Here is a 22,111-nt window from a genome sequence, read left to right on the forward strand (position 1 = left end):
TCTTTAAGGAACCCTACGTGGAACACATCTCCACCACCACACTCATTGTCACGCTTCTCATCATGGTGGTCATATCCGCCTATTTTTCCGGTTCTGAAACCGGAATGATGACCCTGAATCGCTACCGTCTACGTCATCGGGCCAAGCAGGGAAATCGTCAGGCGAAACGCGTTGAAAAGTTACTGCGCAAGCCGGACCGTCTGATAAGTCTGGTACTCATCGGGAATAACCTGGTGAATATTCTGGCCTCCGCGCTCGGTACCATTGTCGGTATGCGCCTGTATGGCGATGCGGGCGTCGCCATTGCCACCGGGGTATTGACGTTTGTAGTGCTGATATTTGCCGAAGTACTGCCAAAGACCATTGCCGCGCTTTATCCGGAAAAAGTCGCCTATCCAAGCAGCGTCCTGCTGGCCCCACTGCAGATTCTGATGATGCCGTTGGTCTGGCTACTCAATACCATCACGCGGCTGCTAATGCGCATGATGGGCATCAAAACGGATATCGTGGTGAGCGGTTCGTTGAGCAAAGATGAACTGCGAACGCTGGTGAATGAATCGCGCTCGCAAATTTCACGCCGTAACCAGGATATGCTGCTGTCCGTGCTGGATCTGGAAAAAGTCAGCGTCGATGACATCATGATCCCGCGTAACGAAATCATCGGTATTGATATTAACGATGACTGGAAGTCTATCGTACGTCAGCTTTCGCACTCTCCGCACGGCCGCATTGTGCTGTACCGAGACTCGCTGGACGATGCTATCAGTATGCTGCGCGTGCGTGAGGCCTGGCGATTAATGGCAGAAAAAAAAGAGTTCACCAAAGAGACCATGTTACGCGCCGCCGACGAAATCTATTACGTCCCGGAAGGTACACCGCTTAGCACCCAGCTCATTAAGTTTCAGCGAAATAAAAAGAAAGTGGGTCTGGTCGTTAATGAATATGGCGATATTCAGGGACTGGTCACGGTTGAGGATATACTGGAAGAGATTGTCGGCGACTTCACCACCTCAATGTCACCCACGCTTGCCGAAGAAGTAACGCCGCAAAATGATGGCTCAGTGATCATTGACGGCAGCGCCAACGTTCGTGAAATCAATAAGGCGTTTAACTGGCACCTGCCGGAAGATGACGCCCGGACCGTGAATGGTATTATTCTTGAAGCACTGGAAGAGATCCCGGTTGCCGGTACGCGTGTGCGTATTGGGCAGTATGATATCGATATTCTCGACGTCCAGGACAATATGATTAAGCAGGTGCAGGTCTTGCCGGTCAAACCGCTACGGGAAAGCGTGTCGGATCAGTGAGCGTAATTCAGGCCGGGTAGCGCGTGAGCATTACCCGACCTGAAAGCTGATTAGCCTTTGGCTTTCGCCACAGAGACCATCGCGGCGCGAATGGTACGTCCGTTCAGGGTATAACCTTTCTGCATAACCATCAGCACATTACCGGCGGCAACGTCGTCAGACTCTACCATTGCAATGGCCTGGTGCACGTTCGGGTCCATCGGCACATCAATATCCGCCACCACCTGTACGCCAAACTTCGCCACAACATCCAGCATTGACTTACGGGTCAGCTCAATACCTTCAACCATCGCCGCCATCGCGTCATTATCTTTGTCCGCCACTTCCAGCGCGCGGTCCAGGCTATCCAGCACCGGCAGCAGTTCGTTGACGAATTTTTCCAGCGCAAATTTATGCGCTTTTTCTACGTCCAGTTCGGTACGACGACGCAGGTTTTCCATTTCCGCTTTGATACGCAACACGCTGTCGCGCTCGCGAGTTTCGGCTTCAGCAAGCTGAGCTTCCAGATTCGCAATTTTTTCATCGCGCGGATCCACCTGCTCAGCAGAAGCGTTTGATTCAACCGCCTCAACTTCTTCGTGCTGATCCATGATAATTTCTTCCGGGGCTTGCCCCTCAGGCGTTTTCTGTTCTTTACTACTCATGAATTTCTCCGCGTTTTTTCGCATTCATCTCGCTAACCTGGATTATTATGGGGATAAGATTCTGGGTTTCAAGGGAAGTACTCACATTGTCACTAATCTTCGTTACAAGGACCTCGAGAAAATGAACAAACATTTCAAGTGTATTGGCATTGTGGGGCATCCACGTCACCCCACTGCACTGACCACACATGAAATGCTCTACCGCTGGCTTTGCGCCAAAGGTTATGAGGTTATCGTCGAGCAACAAATCGCCCACGAGCTGCAGTTGAAAAATGTGAAAACCGGTACGCTCGCAGAGATTGGCCATCAGGCAGACCTCGCCGTGGTCGTTGGCGGCGATGGCAATATGTTGGGTGCGGCACGCACTCTGGCACGTTATGACATCAAGGTTATCGGGATTAACCGCGGCAACCTCGGTTTCCTGACCGATCTAGACCCTGACAATGCCCAGCAGCAGTTAGCTGACGTGCTGGAAGGCCACTACATCAGCGAAAAGCGCTTTCTACTCGAAGCCCAGGTGTGCCAGCAAGATTGCCAAAAGCGCATTAGCACGGCCATCAATGAAGTTGTGCTGCACCCCGGAAAAGTGGCGCACATGATTGAATTTGAAGTCTACATTGATGAAATCTTTGCCTTCTCTCAGCGTTCTGACGGGCTAATTATCTCCACCCCTACCGGCTCTACCGCCTATTCGCTCTCTGCCGGAGGCCCAATTCTGACGCCTTCTTTAGATGCTATTACGCTGGTACCGATGTTCCCGCATACGCTTTCTGCGCGACCGCTGGTGATCAACAGTAGCAGCACGATTCGCCTGCGCTTTTCACATCGCCGGAACGATTTGGAGATCAGCTGTGACAGCCAGATCGCCCTGCCTATCCAGGAAGGTGAAGACGTATTGATTCGCCGCTGTGATTATCATCTGAACCTGATACACCCCAAAGATTACAGCTATTTCAATACATTAAGCACTAAGTTAGGCTGGTCAAAAAAATTATTCTAATTTAACGCCAACCTCTTTACTGTATAAAAAACCAGTTTATACTGTATGTAATTACAGTTATGGTTTTTCATACAGGAAAACAGCTATGTTGGCACAACTGACCATCAGCAATTTTGCTATCGTTCGTGAACTTGAGATCGATTTTCAGAGCGGAATGACCGTCATTACCGGCGAGACTGGTGCGGGTAAGTCCATTGCCATTGATGCCCTCGGTTTGTGCCTGGGCGGCAGGGCCGATGCCGACATGGTGCGTACAGGCGCCACCCGAGCCGACCTGTGCGCCCGTTTTGCCTTAAAAGACACCCCCGCGGCCCTGCGCTGGCTGGAAGAAAACCAGCTTGAGGAGGGTCGTGAGTGTTTGCTGCGTCGCGTAATCAGCAACGATGGCCGCTCCCGAGGCTTTATCAACGGCACCGCCGTTCCCCTGTCGCAACTGCGTGAGCTGGGACAACTGCTTATTCAAATCCACGGCCAGCACGCGCACCAACTCCTGACGAAATCTGAACACCAAAAATCCCTGCTTGATGGTTATGCCAATGAAGTGTCCCTGACTCAGGAAATGGCCGCGCGCTACCAGCTGTGGCACCAGAGCTGTCGCGACCTCGCCCATCATCAGCAACAAAGCCAGGAACGCGCGGCTCGGGCGGAGCTGTTACAGTATCAGTTAAAGGAACTGAACGAATTTAGCCCGCAGCCGGGCGAATTTGAGCAAATTGATGAAGAGTACAAACGTCTGGCTAACAGTGGGCAATTGCTCACGTCCAGCCAACAGGCACTGGCTATCATGGCAGACGGCGAAGACGTTAATCTGCAAAGTCAGCTGTATACGGTAAAACAGCTGGTTAGTGAACTGGCAGGAATGGACGGTAAGCTCTCCGGTATTCTGGACATGCTGGAAGAGGCGACCATCCAGCTCAGTGAAGCCAGCGACGAGCTTCGCCACTATTGCGATCGTCTGGATTTAGACCCTAACCGCTTGTTCGAACTGGAGCAACGTATTTCCAGACAAATCTCGTTGGCGCGTAAGCATCATGTTGCCCCTGAAGCACTGCCACTGTTCTACCAGTCATTGCTGGATGAGCAACAACAACTGGACGATCAGGCAGACTCACTCGAAACATTAACCCTGGCGGTGAACAATCATCACCAGCAGGCGCTGGAAACGGCAAAAATGCTGCATCAGCAGCGTCAACATTATGCTCAGGAACTGGGACAACTTATTACAGAGAGCATGCATGCTCTCTCGATGCCGCACGGTGTCTTTTGTATTGATGTGAAATTTGAGGAACACCATCTGAGCGCAGACGGTGCCGATCGCGTGGAATTTAAAGTTACCACTAACCCCGGTCAGCCGTTACAGCCCATTGCGAAAGTCGCTTCTGGCGGCGAGCTGTCTCGCATTGCGCTGGCTATTCAGGTCATCACCGCACGTAAAATGGAAACCCCTGCCCTGATTTTCGATGAGGTGGATGTCGGTATTAGCGGCCCGACTGCTGCTGTGGTGGGTAAAATGCTGCGTCAGCTAGGTGAGTCAACCCAGGTTATGTGTGTGACTCACCTGCCGCAGGTTGCTGGCTGCGGTCATCAACATTTCTATGTCAGCAAAGAAACTGACGGCGCAATGACCGAAACACACATGCAGCCGCTTGATAAACGCGCTCGTCTGCAGGAATTAGCCCGCCTGCTTGGCGGGAGCGAAGTGACGCGCAATACCCTCGCAAATGCAAAAGAACTGCTGGCGGCATAAACTTTTTTACCTTGTGAAGGTCTGAGTTCAACATAAAATCGCCGACCGACCCGACAGCAAAAGGTTTTAAAGTGGTGAAAGGTCTATTATCATCGGCATATTACATATGAGCCGCGTACTGCTCGGGCCCGAAAAGGAATCAAATCACTATGCGCTGTAAAACGCTGACTGCTGCTGCAGCAGTACTACTGATGTTGACTGCAGGCTGTTCCACTCTGGAGCGAGTGGTTTACCGCCCTGACATCAACCAGGGAAATTATCTGACACCTACCGATGTCGCCAAAGTGCGTACAGGTATGACGCAACAGCAAGTTGCTTATGCTCTGGGTACACCAATGATGTCCGATCCTTTTGGTACTAACACCTGGTTTTATGTGTTCCGTCAGCAGCCTGGGCATGAAGGTGTAACACAGCAAACGCTGACGCTGACCTTTAACAGCAGCGGCGTATTGACCAACATTGATAACAAACCCGCTCTGACCGACAACAAGTAGGTTTGAGAGATCAAAAAAAGGTGCTCAATGAGCACCTTTTTTATTGTCTGTTATTTTTTAGCGGATTTTTCTGCTCGCTGCCTGCGCAGTTCTTTTGGATCAGCAATCAATGGCCGATAAATTTCCACCCGATCGCCGTCATGAAGAACATCGGCTAGCTTAACCGGACGGCTGTAGACGCCCACTTTATTTTTACTGAGATCGATATCGGTACGTAATTCCAGCAGCCCGGAAGCACGAATAGCCTCTTCCACCGTTGCACCCTGCTGCAGCGTGACGCGCTGTAAATACTGTTTCTCGGGCAGCGCGTACGCTACTTCAACAACAATTTTAGCCGACGCTGACACTGTAAACCTCTTTCGCGCGAAGCGTGAAGGCCTGCACCATGTTAGAAGCCAGCTCTTTAAAGATGCGGCCAAACGCCAGCTCGATTAACTTATTGGTGAACTCAAAATCGAGATGAAACTCGATACGACACGCTTCATGGCTTAGTGGCGTAAACTTCCAGCCGCCAATCAGTTTCTTGAACGGTCCATCGACCAGATGCATCAGGATGCTCTGATTACTGGTCAGTTGATTGCGCGTGGTGAACGTTTTGCTGATCCCTGCTTTCGAGACATCCACAGCGGCCGTCATTTGTCCTGGAGTCGACTCCAGCACGCGGCTACCGGTGCAACCCGGTAAAAACTGGGGATAGGATTTAACATCATTCACTAGCTGATACATCTGTTCCGCACTGTAAGGTACTAAAGCGGTCCGGCTAATCTGAGGCATAACAATTTCCATCAATATCAATCACGCAAATAATACCATTTATCCCCTGCTAAAAAAAACGCTATAGCCTAACTCGTGCTAAGATAGCGCCTTGCGCCCCGCTGGATGAAATGGGGTGTTTTTCGATTCCAGATTACCTATACTGAGCGGCATTATGACGAAGAAAAAAGCACACAAACCTGGCTCAGCCACAATCGCGCTTAACAAGCGCGCACGACACGAATACTTTATTGAAGAAGAGTTCGAAGCAGGCCTCGCCTTGCAGGGTTGGGAAGTCAAATCCCTGCGCGCGGGTAAAGCTAACATCGGCGACAGCTATGTCATTCTTAAAGACGGCGAAGCGTTCCTGTTTGGCGCCAACTTCACGCCGATGGCGGTGGCCTCAACGCACGTAGTATGCGATCCCACCCGCACCCGTAAGTTGTTGTTAAACCAGCGCGAGCTCGACTCCTTGTATGGTCGAATGAATCGTGATGGTTATACCGTTGTTGCGCTTTCGCTGTACTGGAAAAATGCCTGGTGCAAAGTGAAAATTGGCGTTGCAAAAGGTAAGAAACAGCACGACAAACGCTCTGATGTCAAAGAACGCGAATGGCAGTTAGATAAAGCGCGTATTATGAAAAATGCTGGCCGCTAAACGCCACTCCACTGCAACCAGTCTCTCAACTTGAGGCTGGTTCTTATTTTTTAGTTATTGAACCCCGCCCAATACATTCACCCAACTTATAGTATATTTATGCTGAATCGTCCAAAGATGAAATAACCCCTCTATCATTATGGTAGCTGTCTATAGTCTAATAATATAAAAGTTCAAGATCATAAATTCGTATTTTATTTTATTGAATAACACTATTATTACTGGCGTTTATTATATTATATAAAATCCAAATAAAGACAATTAATACAACAGGTTAACAAGTAAACCTCCGTTAAAATCATACTGGAAAGAATCCTTTTCAAATGACTAAATAGTTTTTTAAAATGGATAAGTTGCAGAATAGTTTCTTTCTGACTATATCATCTAATACGAAAGAACTATTCAGCCAAAAGGGCCCAAACGCAATACGTCAATAAAATAACATCTGCTTGACCTAATCAATGTAATTACATGTGTAAATTCATTTTTATGATGAACCGGGCCCCTGTCTGCTCATTTTCCCAGCGCTGTTGCGGATTAATACTCCCGGCATGCCATCAGGAGTGAACATATGCGTCTACTCGCCGTTGTATCAAAATTAACTGGCGTTTCCACAAATGTTGAAACCTCTGAAGTTACGCTCAGTTCACCTTCTATAGTGAAACTGTCGGTGTCGCGTGAGGAAGTAAGCCAACTGGCACGCGTTAATCAGGATCTGGTTGTCACACTCCGTTCAGGTGAAACCATCACCATTAAAAACTTCTACGTCGGAAAAGGTGATGCGCAAAACCAGCTTGTTCTGGAAGACAGCAATGGCGCGCTGTGGTGGGTCCAGGATACCGATGGCGCTTTCCACTTCCAGCATTTAGACGATCTCACTCCGCTGATGGCAGCCGAAGGTGGTCATGAAGGTGGAGCTGTCTGGCCCTGGGTTCTTGGTGGGATCGCGGTTGCTGGTGGAATAGGCCTTGCTGCAGGAGGCGGTGGTGGCAGCGGTGGGAGTGATAACAATGCCGGAAACGGTAATAGTGGCAACAGCAACGGCAACGGCAACGGCAATGGCAATGGCAATGGTGATGGTGATGGTAACGGCGATGGCGGCACTCCGCCAACGACAACACCTAACATACCAGGCGTGCCCGTTATTACCAGCGTAATCGATAATCAGGAGCTGATTACAGGTCCTGTCAATCAACAAGAATCTACCAACGATAATACGCCTACTCTCCAGGGCACCGGCCCCGCTAATGCCACCTTACATATTTTTGATAACGGTGTCGAAATAGGCAAGGTCACTATCGATGCCAACGGCAACTGGTCGTTTACGCCATCATCTCCGCTCGCGGACGGTACCCACCAGTTTACCGTCCGCGCCTCAGACAGTACGGGCAGCAGTGGAATGTCGGACAGTTGGGAAATTACTGTTGATACGCTTGCCCCCGACGCCCCTGTAGCGACAGAAGTCGCTGATGATTTTGGTTCTATCACCGGTCTTATCGCCAATAATGGCGTAACCGACGATGCCACACCGACGCTCACTGGCACTGGCGAAGCTGGTTCTTACATCTGTATTTCTGATAACGGCATTCTGATTGGCATGGTCCAGGTGGATGACAATGGTTTCTGGACGTTTACACCGGACACGCCGCTCAGCGACGGTGTTCACAACCTGACGCTGACGCAAACAGATGCCGCAGGTAACGTGAGCGCGGAAACAACCGTGCCAACATTTACCGTTGATACGACTCCGCCTGCAGCCGCGATCATTTCTTCCGTTAATCCGGAAGGTACAACGGTAACCGGTAGCGCGGAAGCTGGAAGCCTGGTCATTATCATCGGCAGTAATAATCAGGTTTTAGGTTCTACAACGGTCGACCAAACCGGCAATTTCTCCATCGCGATTTCACCGTCACAGACGCACGGAGAAGCGCTGATCGCGAAGATCCATGATCAGGCAGGTAATATCGGGCCAAATACGTCCTTCAATGCCACCAATTCAGGCTACCCGGGCGTACCCATTATCGTCAGCGTTATGGATGACGTCGCCCCCTCAACCGGGCCATTGAGCAACAATCAGGCCACCAATGACCCGACGCCCACGCTCTCAGGTATCGCAGACGCCAACAGCACGGTAAACATTTATAACAATGGCAGCCTGCTGGCGAGCGTTACTGCTGATGCTAACGGAAACTGGAACTGGGCTTCGCCAACCAACCTGCCTGATGGTCCTCACGCCTTTACCGTCGATGCAACGAACGCATCAGGAACCGGAGGAATGTCGGCAGCATTCACTATCAACATTGACACACAACCACCGTTGCCACCGGATGATCTGAGTGTATCCGCTGATGGCACTGTCGTCACCGGAACCACCGAGCCCGGCAATACCGTGGTTATCACCGACGCTGGCAATAATCCTATCGGCAGCGGTGTCGCCGGACCCGATGGCTCATTTTCTATCACTATTAACCCGCCGCAGACCAATGGCGAAACCATTACCGCTGTCGCTACCGACCCGGCAGGAAACCTAAGCCCATCGGAAACGGCGCTCGCGCCAGACATCACGGCCCCGCAGCCGCCTGCTAATCTGGTGATTAATCCCACTGGCGATCAGGTGACCGGCACCGCAGAACCCAACAGTACGGTGCATATCCTGGCTCCCGGCGGCGCGATTATTGGAACAGCAATCGCAGGCTCAGGTGGGAGTTTCACCGCCACGCTGGTTCCACCACAGACCAATGGAGAACATCTCGTCGCCAACGCGACGGACGCGGCAGGTAATACCAGCGCCAACAGCCCAGTTACCGCACCGGATACCACAGCGCCTGATGCGCCAACTGGCGTCACCGTCTCAGGAGACGGCAGTTCTGTGAGTGGACATGCTGAAGCGGGGAGCACCGTCACCGTCAAAGACAGCAACGGTAACCAGATTGGCGTAGGCCAGGCTGACAGCGGCGGCAACTTCGCCGTGTCTATAACACCGTCGCAAAAGAACGGCGAAACGGTAAACGTCACCGCAACGGACAGCAGCAATAACGAGAGTCTGCCGACTTCCGCGTTGGCGCCGGATATCACCGCCCCCGACACCCCGATCATTACCGCCGTGACGGATGACCAGCCCATGTACCAGGGCCCTCTCAATAACGGCGACGTCACCAACGATAGCAAGCCTAAACTGGAAGGCACCGCCGAAGCGGGTTCTCAGGTCAAAATTTACGATAACGGCACCCTGCTAACAACCATTACCGCTGATATCAACGGTAACTGGAACTATACGCCTACCTCGGCGCTGAGCGAGGGCGCTCACATTTTCACGGTGACCGCCACAGACGCAGCGAATAACACCAGCAGCGCGGCAAGCTGGAAAATCATTGTCGATAGCATCGCGCCGACAGCACCCGCCATTACATTGGTGAACGACGATGTCGGGACGATAACCGGCAATGTCGCCAACAATGGCGGCATCACCAATGACAACACGCCGACGATTTCAGGTACCGGTGAACCCGGTTCGTTGGTCAGTTTGTTTGATAATGGCGTTTTGCTAAATACTGTCCTGGTCACCAGTTCCGGCACATGGCGCTATACGGTGCCGGATAGCGCTCCACTCACTGATCGGGTGCATAATTTCACGGTATCGGCCACGGACATGGCAGGTAACGTCACCACCTCACCAATCGTGGTGTCTGTTACGGTGGATACGCAAGCGCCCGCCGCACCTGTCATTGTCAGTATGACGGATGATGTCGGTAGCATCCAAAGCGATCTGCCCACCAACAAGAGTACGGACGATACTCTGCCAAAACTGAACGGTACGGGGGTTGCAGGTTCAACCGTCACGCTCTATGACGGTACGACGCCTGTTGGCAGCGTGGTAGTGCCGCCTGGAGGTAACTGGAGCATCCAGTTGACTCAACCGCTAAGCGAAGGGCCACACACTCTGACAGCCGTGGCGACGGATGCCGCAGGTAATGCCAGCGCGCCGGGAAGCTTTACGTTAACCATTGATACCACCCCACCAGCGGCTCCGGTGATTACCGTCGGTGAAGGAATCGTGGGCAACACCACCGTTGCTCTGGCGAACGGAGGTAGTACGAAAAGTACCGCACCGGCCCTCTCCGGTACGGGTGAGCCGGGCGCAACCATTACTATTTTTGACAATAACGCCAGTATTGGTATCGCCACCGTTCAGCCAAATGGCACCTGGACATTTACCCCGGACCCCGTACTCATAGAGGGTCCACACAAATTTACCGCCACGGCAACTGACGCTGCAGGTAATACGGGGATCCCATCGGCTAGTTTCACTCTGACGGTAGACAACACGCCTCCCGCTCAGCCTGGTGCCCCCATCATTACTGACGATGCGGCTCCGATAACAGGCGTAGTCACGAATGGCAATACCAACGACACCACGCCTACCTTTAGCGGCACCGGCACGGCTGGTGATGTGATCTCGGTGTATCTCGACGGTAGTGCCACGCCGCTGGGCACCACAAAAGTTGGCGCAGATGGCACCTGGAGCTTTACACCAACCACACCTATTAATCCGGACACTTATCAGGTTACCGTTACCGCAACCGATCCAGCGGGCAACGTCAGCCAGGCTTCGACTCCTGTTACCCTGAACATTGATATTACCCCTCCCGCAACGCCCACAATCCTTGCCGCAAATGACGACGCAGGTGCAATTCAGGGAGATATCCCGGAAAACGGTACCACCGATGACAGCACACCAACTGTGCGCGGAACCGGCGAAAGCGGCTCGATCATTACGCTGTATAACGGCACGACGGTTATCGGCACCACCACCGTAGTGAATGGTTTGTGGAGCATCACACCGACGACGGCGCTGCCCAATGGCACCTACACGCTGACGGCGGTTGCCACCGATGCCGCTGGCAACCCCAGCAATGCATCAAATAGTATCTCGTTTACGGTGAATTCGACGCCGCTTACCGCCCCGCTGGTGACAGATATCGAGGATAACGTCGGCGTGATTACCGGTACACTCGGCAGTGGCAGCGTGACGGACGATCTCTCACCGACCGTCAGCGGTACCGGAACGCCGGGTAGTACGATCCTAATCTATGATAATGGCAATCCCATCCCGCTGATCATCACAACGGTGGGAGCCGATGGTAAGTGGAGCGTGGACGTCCCACTCTCGGCCAACGTGCAACACACGCTGACCTTTGGCGCGCAGGATACAGCAGGTAATAGCCTCCCGGCGGCCAACCCGATCGTTATAACAACCGATACGCAAGCGCCGGGCGCCCCCGCTGTAGACACCATAGATAATAGCGGTACGCTGGTGAGCGGGACAGCCGAACCGGGCAGCACCGTCATCATCAGAAACGGTACAACGGTGCTGGGCCAGGCCGTCGCAGATAGCATTACCGGCGCTTTCACCGTCACAATTTCACCGGCACAGACGGCGGGTGAATCATTGAACGCAATTGCCCAGGATCCAGCGGGTAACCAAAGCGGAGAAACACCGTTTACCGCCTCAATCTCGGGCCTTCCGCATCCGCCAACTCTGCAAATTATCGACGATGTTGCCCCCGGAACAGGCGATATTGGCAACGGGAAAACCACCAATGACACGCAGCCAACCTTACAAGGCGTGGCAACCGCCGGAGCTGATGTAAATATCTACCAAAACGGCCTCCTGCTGACCACCGTCCCAGCTGACGCGAGTACCGGTGCCTGGAGCTACACCCTCCCCACCGCGCTGGCAGACGGCACAACCTGGAGCTACGCTGTGTCGCAAACGGTGGGAAGTGACACCAGCGGCAAGTCGCCAAACTATGTCATTACTATCGATACCACTGCGCCGCTTGCGCCGAGCATCACCGCCGTTACTGATGACGTCGCCCCAGTAACGGGCAACGTCGGCAGTGGACAAAGCACCAACGACGTGCGTCCAACACTGAGTGGTTCAGGCGAGATTGGCGCGACCATTACGGTTTATGACGGTGGCGTATCCATCGGTACCACTACCGTTAACAGCAGCGGAAACTGGAGCTTTACCCCGCAGAACGCCCTGAATGACGGCTCTCATACTTTCACCGTACGCGCCACCGACGCCGCCGGAAATCAGGGGCTCGCATCAGCCCCCTATCCGATAACGGTTGATACAGGCCTGCCTTCAGCACCGGTCATTGTGTCGGTAACCGATGATGTAGGTGTAACATCCACGCTCATTTCCGGGCAGACAACCAACGATAATACGCCAACCCTGGCAGGTACCACCGAAGCCAATAGCCTGGTCACTCTTCGCGATAACGGCACGGTGATTGGCACCACCACCAGCGACGGAAGCGGCAACTGGAGCTTTACGCCTTCTCCGGCACTCGGCGAAGGCAATCACGCGTTGACCGCCACGGTCACGGACGCTGCTGGCAACGTTAGCCCGGCGACAGCGCCGTTCTCGCTGTTGGTCGACACACTCCCGCCAGTAGTACCAACGATTGTGTCAGTCATCGACGATCAGCCGGGAAGCACGCTGTTGACCAACGGCCAACTGACCAATGATGCCCAACCCACACTGAGTGGCACGACCGAAGCTAATGCTATTGTCACCATTCGTAGTAACGGAACGATCATTGGCACCGCAAATGCCGATGGCTCCGGTAGCTGGAGCTTCACCCCAACAAACGCGCTGGCGCAGGGGGAAAATATCTTTACGGTGACCGCGACGGATGCAGCGGGCAACACCAGCGGAGCTTCTGCCTCGTTCACCGTTTTGGTCGATTCGATTGCGCCGACAGCACCGATAATTCTGACCGTTCAGGACAACACAGCCCCGACAACCGGGCCTATCTCTAACGGGCAAATCAGTAACGAAAGTCGCCCGGCGCTCAGCGGTACGGGTGAAGTTGGCGCGACCATTACTGTCCTGAGCGATGGCCAACCCATTGGCACCACTATCGTCGGCGCGGGTGGAACCTGGAGCTTTACACCCTCAGCAGCGTTAGGTAACGGCCTGCATACGCTGACCGCCACGGCGACAGATAGCGCAGGCAATACCAGCCTTCCTTCAGGTGGCTTTACCTACACCGTCGACACGCTGGCACCGACAGCACCAGCTATTACTCAGGCCGCCGATGATTTCGGGTCGCAGCAAGGGAACTTAACCAACGGTCAGTCAACGGATGACGCACGCCCCGCCTTGAGCGGCACGGCCGAAGCCAATGCCACGGTGAGAATTTACGATAACGGAGCGTTTATCGGTTTAACCACAGCAGATGGCACGGGCGCCTGGAGCTTCACGCCGGGAACCGCGCTTGGCAACGGGAATCACACGCTGACAGCGACAGCAACCGACGCGGCTGGAAACGTAAGCCCAACGTCCGCTGGATTTAACATCGTTGTTGATACCGTGGCCCCGCTAGCGCCAACAATTATCCAGGCTTTTGATGACGTACTGCCAGGTACCGGAACGCTGTCGAACGGTGCTTACACCAATGATACCCGTCCCGTACTGAACGGTTCGGCGGAAGCCGGTGCCCGGATAACTATCTACGATAATGGCACGCTGCTGGCAACAGTAACTGCGGCGATAGACGGCAGCTGGGAATATCTGCCGGCTACGCTGAGCAACGGTCAGCACGTGTTTACCGCTATCGCCGCCGATGCCGCCGGGAACGTGAGCCCCATATCAGGCGGGTTTACTCTTAATGTCGACACCATTGCGCCTTCCGTCCCGCTGCTGGTCTCAGTGGTAGATGATGTCGCAGGCGGCGTGTTCAATGCGGCGCTCAGCAACGGACAACTGACCAATGATGCACGCCCGACTCTAAACGGTACCGCTGAGGCAGGCAGCACTGTCAGCATCTATGACGGCAGCACCCTGCTGGGCACGGCGCTGGTGCAAAGCAATAACAGCTGGTCGTTCACCCCCACCACACCACTGGCGAATGGATCGCACACGTTCACCGTCACCGCCACCGATGCGGCGGGCAACACCAGCGGTGCGACGGCAGGCTTTAACGTGGTGGTCGACACCACGGCACCGGCGCAGCCTTCAATCAGCAATATTATTGACGATGTTGGACCAAACACGGGGGCGATTGGCAGTAATCAGCCAACCAACGACGCACGCCCAACGTTAAACGGCACCACCGAGGCCAACGCGCGGGTCGATATTTATGATAATGGCACCTTTGTCACCAGCGTGACAGCGGACGGCAGCGGCAACTGGAGCTACACCCCGGCTACCGCACTGGCACAAGGTACCCACTCGTTTACCATCACCGCAACGGACAGTGCGGGGAATACCAGTGGTACATCGTCTGCGGCAGCGATTGTGGTCGATACCGTCGCCCCGGGCATCCCTACGGGGCTGGCGGTCAACGCCAACGGCACCACGCTTACTGGCATTGCCGAACCAAACAGCACGGTCATTATTACCTCCAGCGGCGGAACGGTGATCGGTACGGCAACCGCCAACGGCTCCGGTAATTTCACTTTCACGCTGAACCCACCCCAAATCAGTGGGCAAACGCTGCTGGTTAGCGCACAGGACGCCGCAGGCAACATCGGCACGGCGGGTAACGTGCTCGCACCGTTTACCGGCGTACCGCCTGCGCCGGTTATTGCCAGCGTGTTCGATGACGTCGGCACGATCACGGGGCTGGTCGCGGCCGGAAAAACCACCAATGATACCCTGCCTACGCTCAGCGGAACGGCACAGGCTAACGCCATCATCAATCTGTACAACAATGGCGCGCTCATGGGCACTACGACCGCAGACGGTAACGGGCTCTGGAGCTTTACGCCATCCGGCGCACTCAGCGAAGGCAGCCACGCGTTTACCGCCACGGCAACAAACGTCAACGGCGCAAGCGGGTTGTCCAGTTCGTTCAGCGTGATTGTGGATACCACGCCACCGACCGCGCCAACGATACTGATCAGCGCCGATGGCGGTACCGTCAGCGGCGTCGCCGAAGCGGGAAGCACGGTCATCATCTCTCTACCCGGCGGCACCAGCGTGACAGCAATCGCCAACGGCAGCGGTGTTTACAGCGTCAACCTGCCGGTTCGCCAGATTGAAGGGCAGTCGCTGTCCGCCACGGCAACCGATGCAGCGGGAAATACCTCATCACCAACAAGCGCTATCGCGCCGGTATTGCCGCTGCTGGCTGAAGACAATGTCACCAGTCTGCCACTACAAACCGATGTGATCGTCAGCACCGAGCATCAAAGCGATTATGGCTTCCTGTTGGTTAATGCGCTGGGAAATGTCGCCAACGTGCTGGGGAACGATACAGCAGCCGTCAATTTCAGCATCGCCCCTGGCGGCAGCGGATCCATTACGATCAATGCCGCCGCCACCGGCGTGGTCCTGTCGCTGCTGAGCACCATGGAAATTGTCATCCAGCGCTTTGACACCTCGCTGAATGCCTGGGTAACGGTGGTGGATACCGGTAAACCAGACTTTGCCAGCCTGCTCACCCTGGGCGCCTCAGGGGTTACGCTCAATTACGGCGGACTGACTGGTGGTGATTACCGTGTGGTCAGCTACAACACCAACCTGCTGGCTACCGGGGCATACACCAGCCTTGATGTCTCGGTGGTGAAAGCCAGCGCAGGGACCATCATTGGCGGTACCACAGAATCCGGCAACATCATCACGGATACCGATCCCGCTAACGGGCAAGATAATGCACCTTCCGGCACGCTGGTCACCGCCGTTACTGACGGTAACGGCAACGTCGTGAACGTCCCGGCGGGCGGCATTGATGTGCAGGGGAAATACGGCATTCTGCATATCAACCAGAATGGTAGCTACACCTATACCCTGACCAATACGTCAATCTCAGTGTATGGACGTTCCGAAAGCTTCACCTACACGCTAACGCATGGCAGCGATCACTCCTCGGCAAAACTGGTGGTCACGCTGGGTCAGGCCCCAACCACCAGTACGGTAACGGCGGCAGACGATGTGGCTGCGCTGACTTACGGGACGCAGGTTATCGCAGTTGATCATGGCTCATCCCAACAAACCGGCTTCACCCTCGCCAGCGTTGGGCTCGGCAATGTGCTGGACGTGAGTCTGGTCAACGGTCTGACTAACCCGATTAAGTTCAACGTTGACGATGGCGCAACCCGCACGTTAACCGTCAAGGCCAGCGTTCTTGGCGTAACGGTGGGCGGTTTTGATCTCTATGTTTATCGTTTCAACGAATCTATTCAGCAGTATGAACAGTTCCGCGTGAAGCCCAATTGGGTCACGGCGCTGTTGGGTGGCAACTCAACGGACTACACCATCACCCTGCCGGGCGGTGACTATCTGTTCCTGCTTAACGCTTCCGGCGGCCTGACGCTGCTGACCGGCTATACCCTGAATATTCTGGCCGATCATACCTACGCCGTTGACAGCCTGAGTGCGGCAACCAATGGAAATCTGCTGGCCAACGACTCGGCTCCGGCTAATAGCGTTATCACCGAAGTGAACGGTGTCACCGTGAATGGGACGGGCACGACCACGATTAATGGGGAGTACGGCACGCTGACTATTGATGCAAAAGGGAACTATACCTACACGCTGAAAAGCGGACTGGGCGCAGACGGTATCAACACACCGGACAGCTTCGTGTATAAGGTCAGGGCACCAAATGGCGATACCGGCAGCGCGTCACTGAACATTACAGCAACCCCGCAGGCGCTGGATGCCGTAAACGACATCAGCAGTCAAATGGCAGTCACCACGCAGGCGGATACTTCCCGGTCGTTCACCGATAGCAGCGTTGGGAGTGCCAGCTGGAACGCCCAACTCCTTTCACCTACCTCACAAAATGGTACCGGCGTCATTGAGGTCGCGACGGGAACGGCGGTGCAAAATGCCATACTGCATTTTAACGTTGCTTCAGGTCTGACGCTGGGCGGGCTAACCGTCACCTGGGCGCTGTATGACAGCAACAACGTCAAGGTTGCCGGCAGCTCATTCAATGGTGGATTACTGGTTGGCGGCAATATCGATATTGCCCTGAGCGGGGTAGTGCTGCACCCCGGCAACTATCGCCTCGACTACACCGGCAGCGTCGGGGCTCTGGGGGTGGGGAATATCACCATCACCCCCAGCGTAAAAGGCACGATAATCGACCTGCAGAACTTCGAGACTTCCGCAGCAAACAGCGTCACTGGCAATATTTATGACGGAGACCATATTGCCAGCGTACATACCCTGCTGACGGTGAACGGCACGGGCGGTAGCACCGCCACGCTGGATCCGCTGAGCAGCACGACCAGCGCCATCATTAACGGGCTATACGGCAAACTGACCATTGGAATTGATGGTCATTACACCTACGCCCTCAACAGCGATGTCTCACTCTCCACCATCATCACCAAAGAGACATTTACCTACACCCTTAACGACCAGAATGGTCATACCGATACCGCAACGCTAACAATCAACATGAATCCGCAGGTGGTGAGCACCGTCGATGCCGATCGTTTTACCGGCAGTGTCTACGGCGATACGCTGATTTATCACCTGCTTAATGCCAACGACGCTACCGGTGGTAACGTTGGCAATGTTGGCGTTGGACCTACCGACACCTGGACCAACTTCTCGCTGGCCCAGGGCGACAAAATCGATATCGGCGACCTGCTGGTGGGCTGGAACGGACAGAACGCGACGCTCGGTAACTACCTCACCGTGACCACTAACGGTAACAACACGGTAATTGCCATCGACCGCGACGGTACGGGCAACACTTATCACTCAACCAATCTCATAACGCTGGAGAACGTACACACCACGCTCGATGAGCTGGTGCAACAAAATCACATTGTGCCCTGACGTTAACGTATAGCGTTAAAGCGCCATAACTACAGCCCCGGATGCCATGACGTCCGGGGCAATAACAGTCGTCGCTGCCATATTTTGTAAGGGATAATCTATGAGAAATGTCGCGCCTGTTGCCTTGCTGCTGGCATTAACGCTCTGTGCCATGCGGGTGAATGCCGAAGATGAACCGCAAATTATTACGCCGGAAGGTCTGGCCACCAGCCAGATGCTTCCCTCGCTGGACGGCGCGGTTGCCGATCTGCCGCTTAGTGCCGCCGCTCCCGGCAGCCTGACGCTCAATGACGCGGTGAGTCGCGCCGTGAGCTGGCATCCTTCTATTCGTGAATCCATCGGCAAGCTGCTCTCACAAAATGAGCAGATCGACGTGGCGAAATCAAAATATTATCCGCAGGTTTCTGCCGGAATGAACAACGGTTACAGCAATACTTACACCGACCACGGCTTTAGCCCGGCGCTGGTTATTTCGGTGTCGCAAATGCTGTACGACTTCGGCAAAGTGGCAAGCCAGGTCCGCGCTGAAACTGCCGGAGCCGCACAACAGCAGGCGAATGTGCTACTCAGTATTGATACCATCGCCCATGCCACCGCCAATGCGATAGTCCAGGTGCAGACGTGGCAGCAAATGGTGGACGCCGCCGAAGAGCAACTTAACGCCCTGAACGGCATTGGCCGACTGACCCGCCAGCGTAATGATGAAGGGGCAACCTCACTGTCGGACGTGGTGCAAACCGATGCGCGTATCGAGTCCGCACGTTCTCAACTGGCGCAGTATCAAGCCAATCTCGACAGCAGCAAGGCAACGCTGATGAGCTTCCTCGGCTGGAACTCGCTTAACGGCATCAGCAATGAATTTCCGGTCAAACTGGACAGCAGTTGTGATGTAGTCAAACCAGAAGATAAACTGGTTCCTGCGGTGTTGGCGGCATGGGCGCAGGCGAATGTGGCGCAGGCAAACCTCGACTACGCCAACGCGCAGATGACGCCCACCATCTCTCTGGAGCCTTCGGTTCAGCACTATCTCAACGACAAATACCCCAGCCATGAGGTACTCGACAAAACCCAGTATTCTGCATGGGTAAAAGTTGAAATGCCGCTGTATCAGGGAGGCGGACTCACCGCCAGACGCAACGCCGCCAGCCACGCGGTAGAGTCTGCACAGTACTCCATCCAGCGCACCCGACTTGAAGTACGACAGAAATTACTTGAGTCCCGTAGCCAGGCAATGAGCCTCGCCACCGCCCTGCAGATTCTGCGTCGCCAACAGCGGTTGAGCGAACAAACGCGCGAGCTTTATCAACAGCAATATCTGGACCTTGGTTCGCGTCCACTGCTCGACGTGCTTAACGCTGAGCAGGAGGTATATCAGGCCCGTTTTGCCGAACTTCAGACTCAAAATCAGCTGCGCCAGCTACAGCTGAACTGCCTTTATAACACCGGCTCACTTCGTCAGGCGTTCGCCTTAAATAATCGCAGCATTCAATCGGTGGAGATCACGCTATGAGCGACGTCGATTCACATGCTAAAGATGCGATTAGTGAACACGCCCTGAGCCAGTGGGCGCAGGCGATGACGCATATTGCCAGCCACTATCGCGTTACCTGTTCGCCAGGCGCAATCCAGGCCAACGCCCCGTGGTTTGCAGGAAAAAGTCGGGCGATGGCTCTGTCACAGCTGGCGCGGCAGGCGGGACTGTCATTTCATGCGCTGGATACTGCTGCACAGGCGTTCGGTCAGTGGCGTTTACCAGTGATAGCGGAACTGCGCGACGGCCAACTGATGGTGATAGAACATTTCAACGGTGAAGATGTCCTGGATGTTTTTATCATCGCCGATGAGGGCCTGCGTAACCGACTCGCGGTTGCAGAACTTTTGCCAGAGATCGTAAGCATTACCGCACTGCGTCCGCTGTCGGCGCTGAAGGATAGTCGGGTTGACCGCTATATTTCGCGCTTCAAGCCCGACTGGATGCGCGAACTGGTATTACAGGACATCCGCCCTTACCTGCCGGTCATGATTGCAGCCTTTCTGATTAACGTCCTGTCGCTCGCCGGGATTATCTTTTCGATGCAGGTTTATGACCGGGTAATCCCCGCCCAGTCTTATCCAACGCTGTATGTTCTCTCCACCGGCGTTCTGGTCGCAGTGCTGTTTGGCTTTTTGCTGCGCGAAGCGCGTACCCACATAATGGACCTGCTCGGCAAACGCGCCGATATGCGCATTTCCGATCGCGTGTTTAGCCACGCCTTGCGGCTGCGCAACAGCGCCGTCCCCCGTTCGACAGGGAGCTTTATTTCTCAACTGCGCGAGCTGGAACAGGTTCGTGAGATGATCACTTCCTCGACTATGTCGACCATTGTCGATCTGCCGTTTTTCTTTCTGTTTATCGTAGTGCTGGCCTGTATTGCCCCGCCACTAGCGTGGATAGCCCCCGTCGCTGCCTTGTTGATGATTCTGCCTGGCTTGCTGTTACAGAAAAAGCTGGCAGTGCTTGCCAACCAGGCTGCGCATGAATCCACTCTGCGCAACGCGGTGCTGGTCGAGAGCGTTCAGGGGCTGGAAGACATCAAGCTGATGCAGGCGGAAAACCGCTTTTTACAGCAGTGGAACAGCTATATCCGTATTACAGGAGAGTCAGGGCTGCGCACGCGTAAGCTCACTCAGGGGCTGATTGGCTGGGGCATGTCGGTGCAAAGCCTGGTCTACGCCGCCATCATTATGTTCGGCGCGCCGATGGTCATTGAAGGTACGATGACCACCGGGGCCGTGGTGGCGGCATCGATGCTCGGTTCCAGAATGATTGCCCCAATGGCTAACCTGTGCGGTGTGCTGGCCCGCTGGCAACAGGTGAAGGCGGCGAAGGTGGGGTTGGACAGCATCATGCAGCTCCCCACCGAAACGCAGTACGATGAAGACCGCGTGCATCAGGAGACTTTTCACGGCCATTATCTGTTTGAAAACGCACACTTCCGCTACCACAGCGACGATCAGCGCGTTCCACTGCGGATCTCGCGTCTGGAGGTCATGCCCGGCGAACGGGTGGCGATCCTCGGGCGTAACGGCGCCGGAAAATCAACGCTGCTACAGGCCATGGCAGGTGGCGTGGAGATTATCCAGGGTGATGTCCGGCTCGATAACCTGAGCCTGGCACAAATCGACATGGCCGATTTACGCCGTAACATCGGTTTTCTCAGCCAGAATGCGCGGCTGTTTTTCGGTACCTTGCGCGAGAACCTGACCCTCGGCGCACCGCATGCCAGCGACGCACAGATCTTCGACGCGCTGGAGGTCAGCGGCGCGGCGGCTTTCGTTAAACAGCTCGCCAAAGGACTAGCGCATCCCATTATGGAAGGCGGCAGCGGTTTATCCGGCGGCCAACGGCAGTCGATCCTGCTGGCAAGAATGCTGCTGCGCTCACCCAATATTGTGCTGCTCGACGAACCCAGCGCTTCGTTAGATGAACATACCGAACGGGAGTTTATTCAGCGCCTGAACCTGTGGCTGGGCAACCGCACATTGATTGTTGCCACCCACCGCGTTCCGGTTCTGGAACTGGTCGAACGCGTGGTGGTGTTGAAAGAAGGCCAACTGGTCATGGATGCCCCGAAAGCGCAGGCGTTGAATGCAAGCCGGGCACCTGCCCCTACTCACGGTCGGGAGTGGAAAAATGAAAACCAATCCGCATGACGC

General features: G+C 54.6%; 11 protein-coding genes. 8 read left to right on the forward strand and 3 right to left on the reverse strand.

Translation table 11 applies throughout. The features are described 5' to 3' along the window. Positions 1 to 17: 17 nt before the first annotated feature. Positions 18 to 1,307, forward strand: coding sequence for an HlyC/CorC family transporter (locus tag On2M_RS18120; RefSeq protein ID WP_187253037.1), 1,290 nt, complete (start codon positions 18 to 20; stop codon positions 1,305 to 1,307). A gap of 50 nt (positions 1,308 to 1,357) precedes the next feature. Here On2M_RS18120 and grpE read toward each other — a convergent pair whose 3' ends face one another. Then, entirely contained in the window at positions 1,358 to 1,951 is a 594-nt protein-coding gene (gene grpE / locus On2M_RS18125) for a nucleotide exchange factor GrpE (RefSeq protein WP_210905270.1), read from the reverse strand. 121 nt (positions 1,952 to 2,072) lie between these two features. Here grpE and nadK point away from each other — a divergent pair, with 121 nt between their 5' ends. The 3 genes from nadK to bamE all read left to right on the forward strand — a co-directional run bounded on the left by nadK (position 2,073) and on the right by bamE (position 5,192). Next, on the forward strand, positions 2,073 to 2,951 hold the full coding sequence (gene nadK / locus On2M_RS18130) for an NAD(+) kinase (RefSeq protein WP_151218116.1): 879 nt from the start codon (positions 2,073 to 2,075) through the stop codon (positions 2,949 to 2,951). An 85-nt stretch (positions 2,952 to 3,036) separates the two neighbouring features. Beyond that, entirely contained in the window at positions 3,037 to 4,698 is a 1,662-nt protein-coding gene (recN, locus tag On2M_RS18135; protein ID WP_151218117.1) for a DNA repair protein RecN, read from the forward strand. Positions 4,699 to 4,847: 149 nt separating this feature from the next. Beyond that, positions 4,848 to 5,192, forward strand: a complete 345-nt coding sequence (gene bamE / locus On2M_RS18140) for an outer membrane protein assembly factor BamE (RefSeq protein WP_003826401.1) — start codon at positions 4,848 to 4,850, stop codon at positions 5,190 to 5,192. A 50-nt stretch (positions 5,193 to 5,242) separates the two neighbouring features. Here the strand turns inward: bamE and On2M_RS18145 are convergent, their stop codons facing one another. Both On2M_RS18145 and ratA read right to left on the reverse strand, forming a co-directional pair. Next, a complete protein-coding gene (locus tag On2M_RS18145; RefSeq protein WP_151218118.1) occupies positions 5,243 to 5,539 on the reverse strand; it encodes an RnfH family protein in 297 nt (98 codons plus the stop codon). Beyond that, positions 5,523 to 5,966 (reverse strand): type II toxin-antitoxin system RatA family toxin, encoded by a 444-nt coding sequence (gene ratA, locus On2M_RS18150; RefSeq protein ID WP_210905271.1) that lies wholly within the window; start codon positions 5,964 to 5,966, stop codon positions 5,523 to 5,525. Before ratA ends, On2M_RS18145 begins: the two co-directional genes overlap by 17 nt. Before the next feature lie 154 nt (positions 5,967 to 6,120). Between ratA and smpB the strand changes: the two genes are divergently transcribed. The 4 genes from smpB (at position 6,121) to On2M_RS18170 (ending at position 22,108) form a co-directional block, all read left to right on the forward strand. Continuing rightward, on the forward strand, positions 6,121 to 6,603 hold the full coding sequence (smpB, locus tag On2M_RS18155) for an SsrA-binding protein SmpB (protein WP_003031211.1): 483 nt from the start codon (positions 6,121 to 6,123) through the stop codon (positions 6,601 to 6,603). Between the two features lie 571 nt (positions 6,604 to 7,174). Beyond that, positions 7,175 to 18,415, forward strand: a complete 11,241-nt coding sequence (locus tag On2M_RS18160) for a BapA/Bap/LapF family large adhesin (RefSeq protein WP_210905272.1) — start codon at positions 7,175 to 7,177, stop codon at positions 18,413 to 18,415. Positions 18,416 to 18,515: 100 nt separating this feature from the next. After that, on the forward strand, positions 18,516 to 19,925 hold the full coding sequence (locus On2M_RS18165) for a TolC family outer membrane protein (RefSeq protein ID WP_151218121.1): 1,410 nt from the start codon (positions 18,516 to 18,518) through the stop codon (positions 19,923 to 19,925). Next, entirely contained in the window at positions 19,922 to 22,108 is a 2,187-nt protein-coding gene (locus On2M_RS18170) for a type I secretion system permease/ATPase (RefSeq protein ID WP_210905273.1), read from the forward strand. Before On2M_RS18165 ends, On2M_RS18170 begins: the two co-directional genes overlap by 4 nt. The last annotated feature ends 3 nt before the right edge of the window (positions 22,109 to 22,111 follow it).

This window comes from Citrobacter sp. On2M (assembly GCF_018035235.1).
Lineage (GTDB): Bacteria > Pseudomonadota > Gammaproteobacteria > Enterobacterales > Enterobacteriaceae > Citrobacter > Citrobacter meridianamericanus.

Bases quoted from the DNA above. Each gene is read 5' to 3' on its own strand.
- bamE (WP_003826401.1), top strand. From the start codon at position 4,848: ATGCGCTGTAAAACGCTGACTGCTGCTGCAGCAGTACTACTGATGTTG.
- smpB (WP_003031211.1), top strand. From the start codon at position 6,121: ATGACGAAGAAAAAAGCACACAAACCTGGCTCAGCCACAATCGCGCTT.
- grpE (WP_210905270.1), bottom strand. From the start codon at position 1,951: ATGAGTAGTAAAGAACAGAAAACGCCTGAGGGGCAAGCCCCGGAAGAA.
- On2M_RS18165 (WP_151218121.1), top strand. From the start codon at position 18,516: ATGAGAAATGTCGCGCCTGTTGCCTTGCTGCTGGCATTAACGCTCTGT.
- On2M_RS18170 (WP_210905273.1), top strand. From the start codon at position 19,922: ATGAGCGACGTCGATTCACATGCTAAAGATGCGATTAGTGAACACGCC.
- recN (WP_151218117.1), top strand. From the start codon at position 3,037: ATGTTGGCACAACTGACCATCAGCAATTTTGCTATCGTTCGTGAACTT.
- On2M_RS18160 (WP_210905272.1), top strand. From the start codon at position 7,175: ATGCGTCTACTCGCCGTTGTATCAAAATTAACTGGCGTTTCCACAAAT.
- nadK (WP_151218116.1), top strand. From the start codon at position 2,073: ATGAACAAACATTTCAAGTGTATTGGCATTGTGGGGCATCCACGTCAC.
- ratA (WP_210905271.1), bottom strand. From the start codon at position 5,966: ATGCCTCAGATTAGCCGGACCGCTTTAGTACCTTACAGTGCGGAACAG.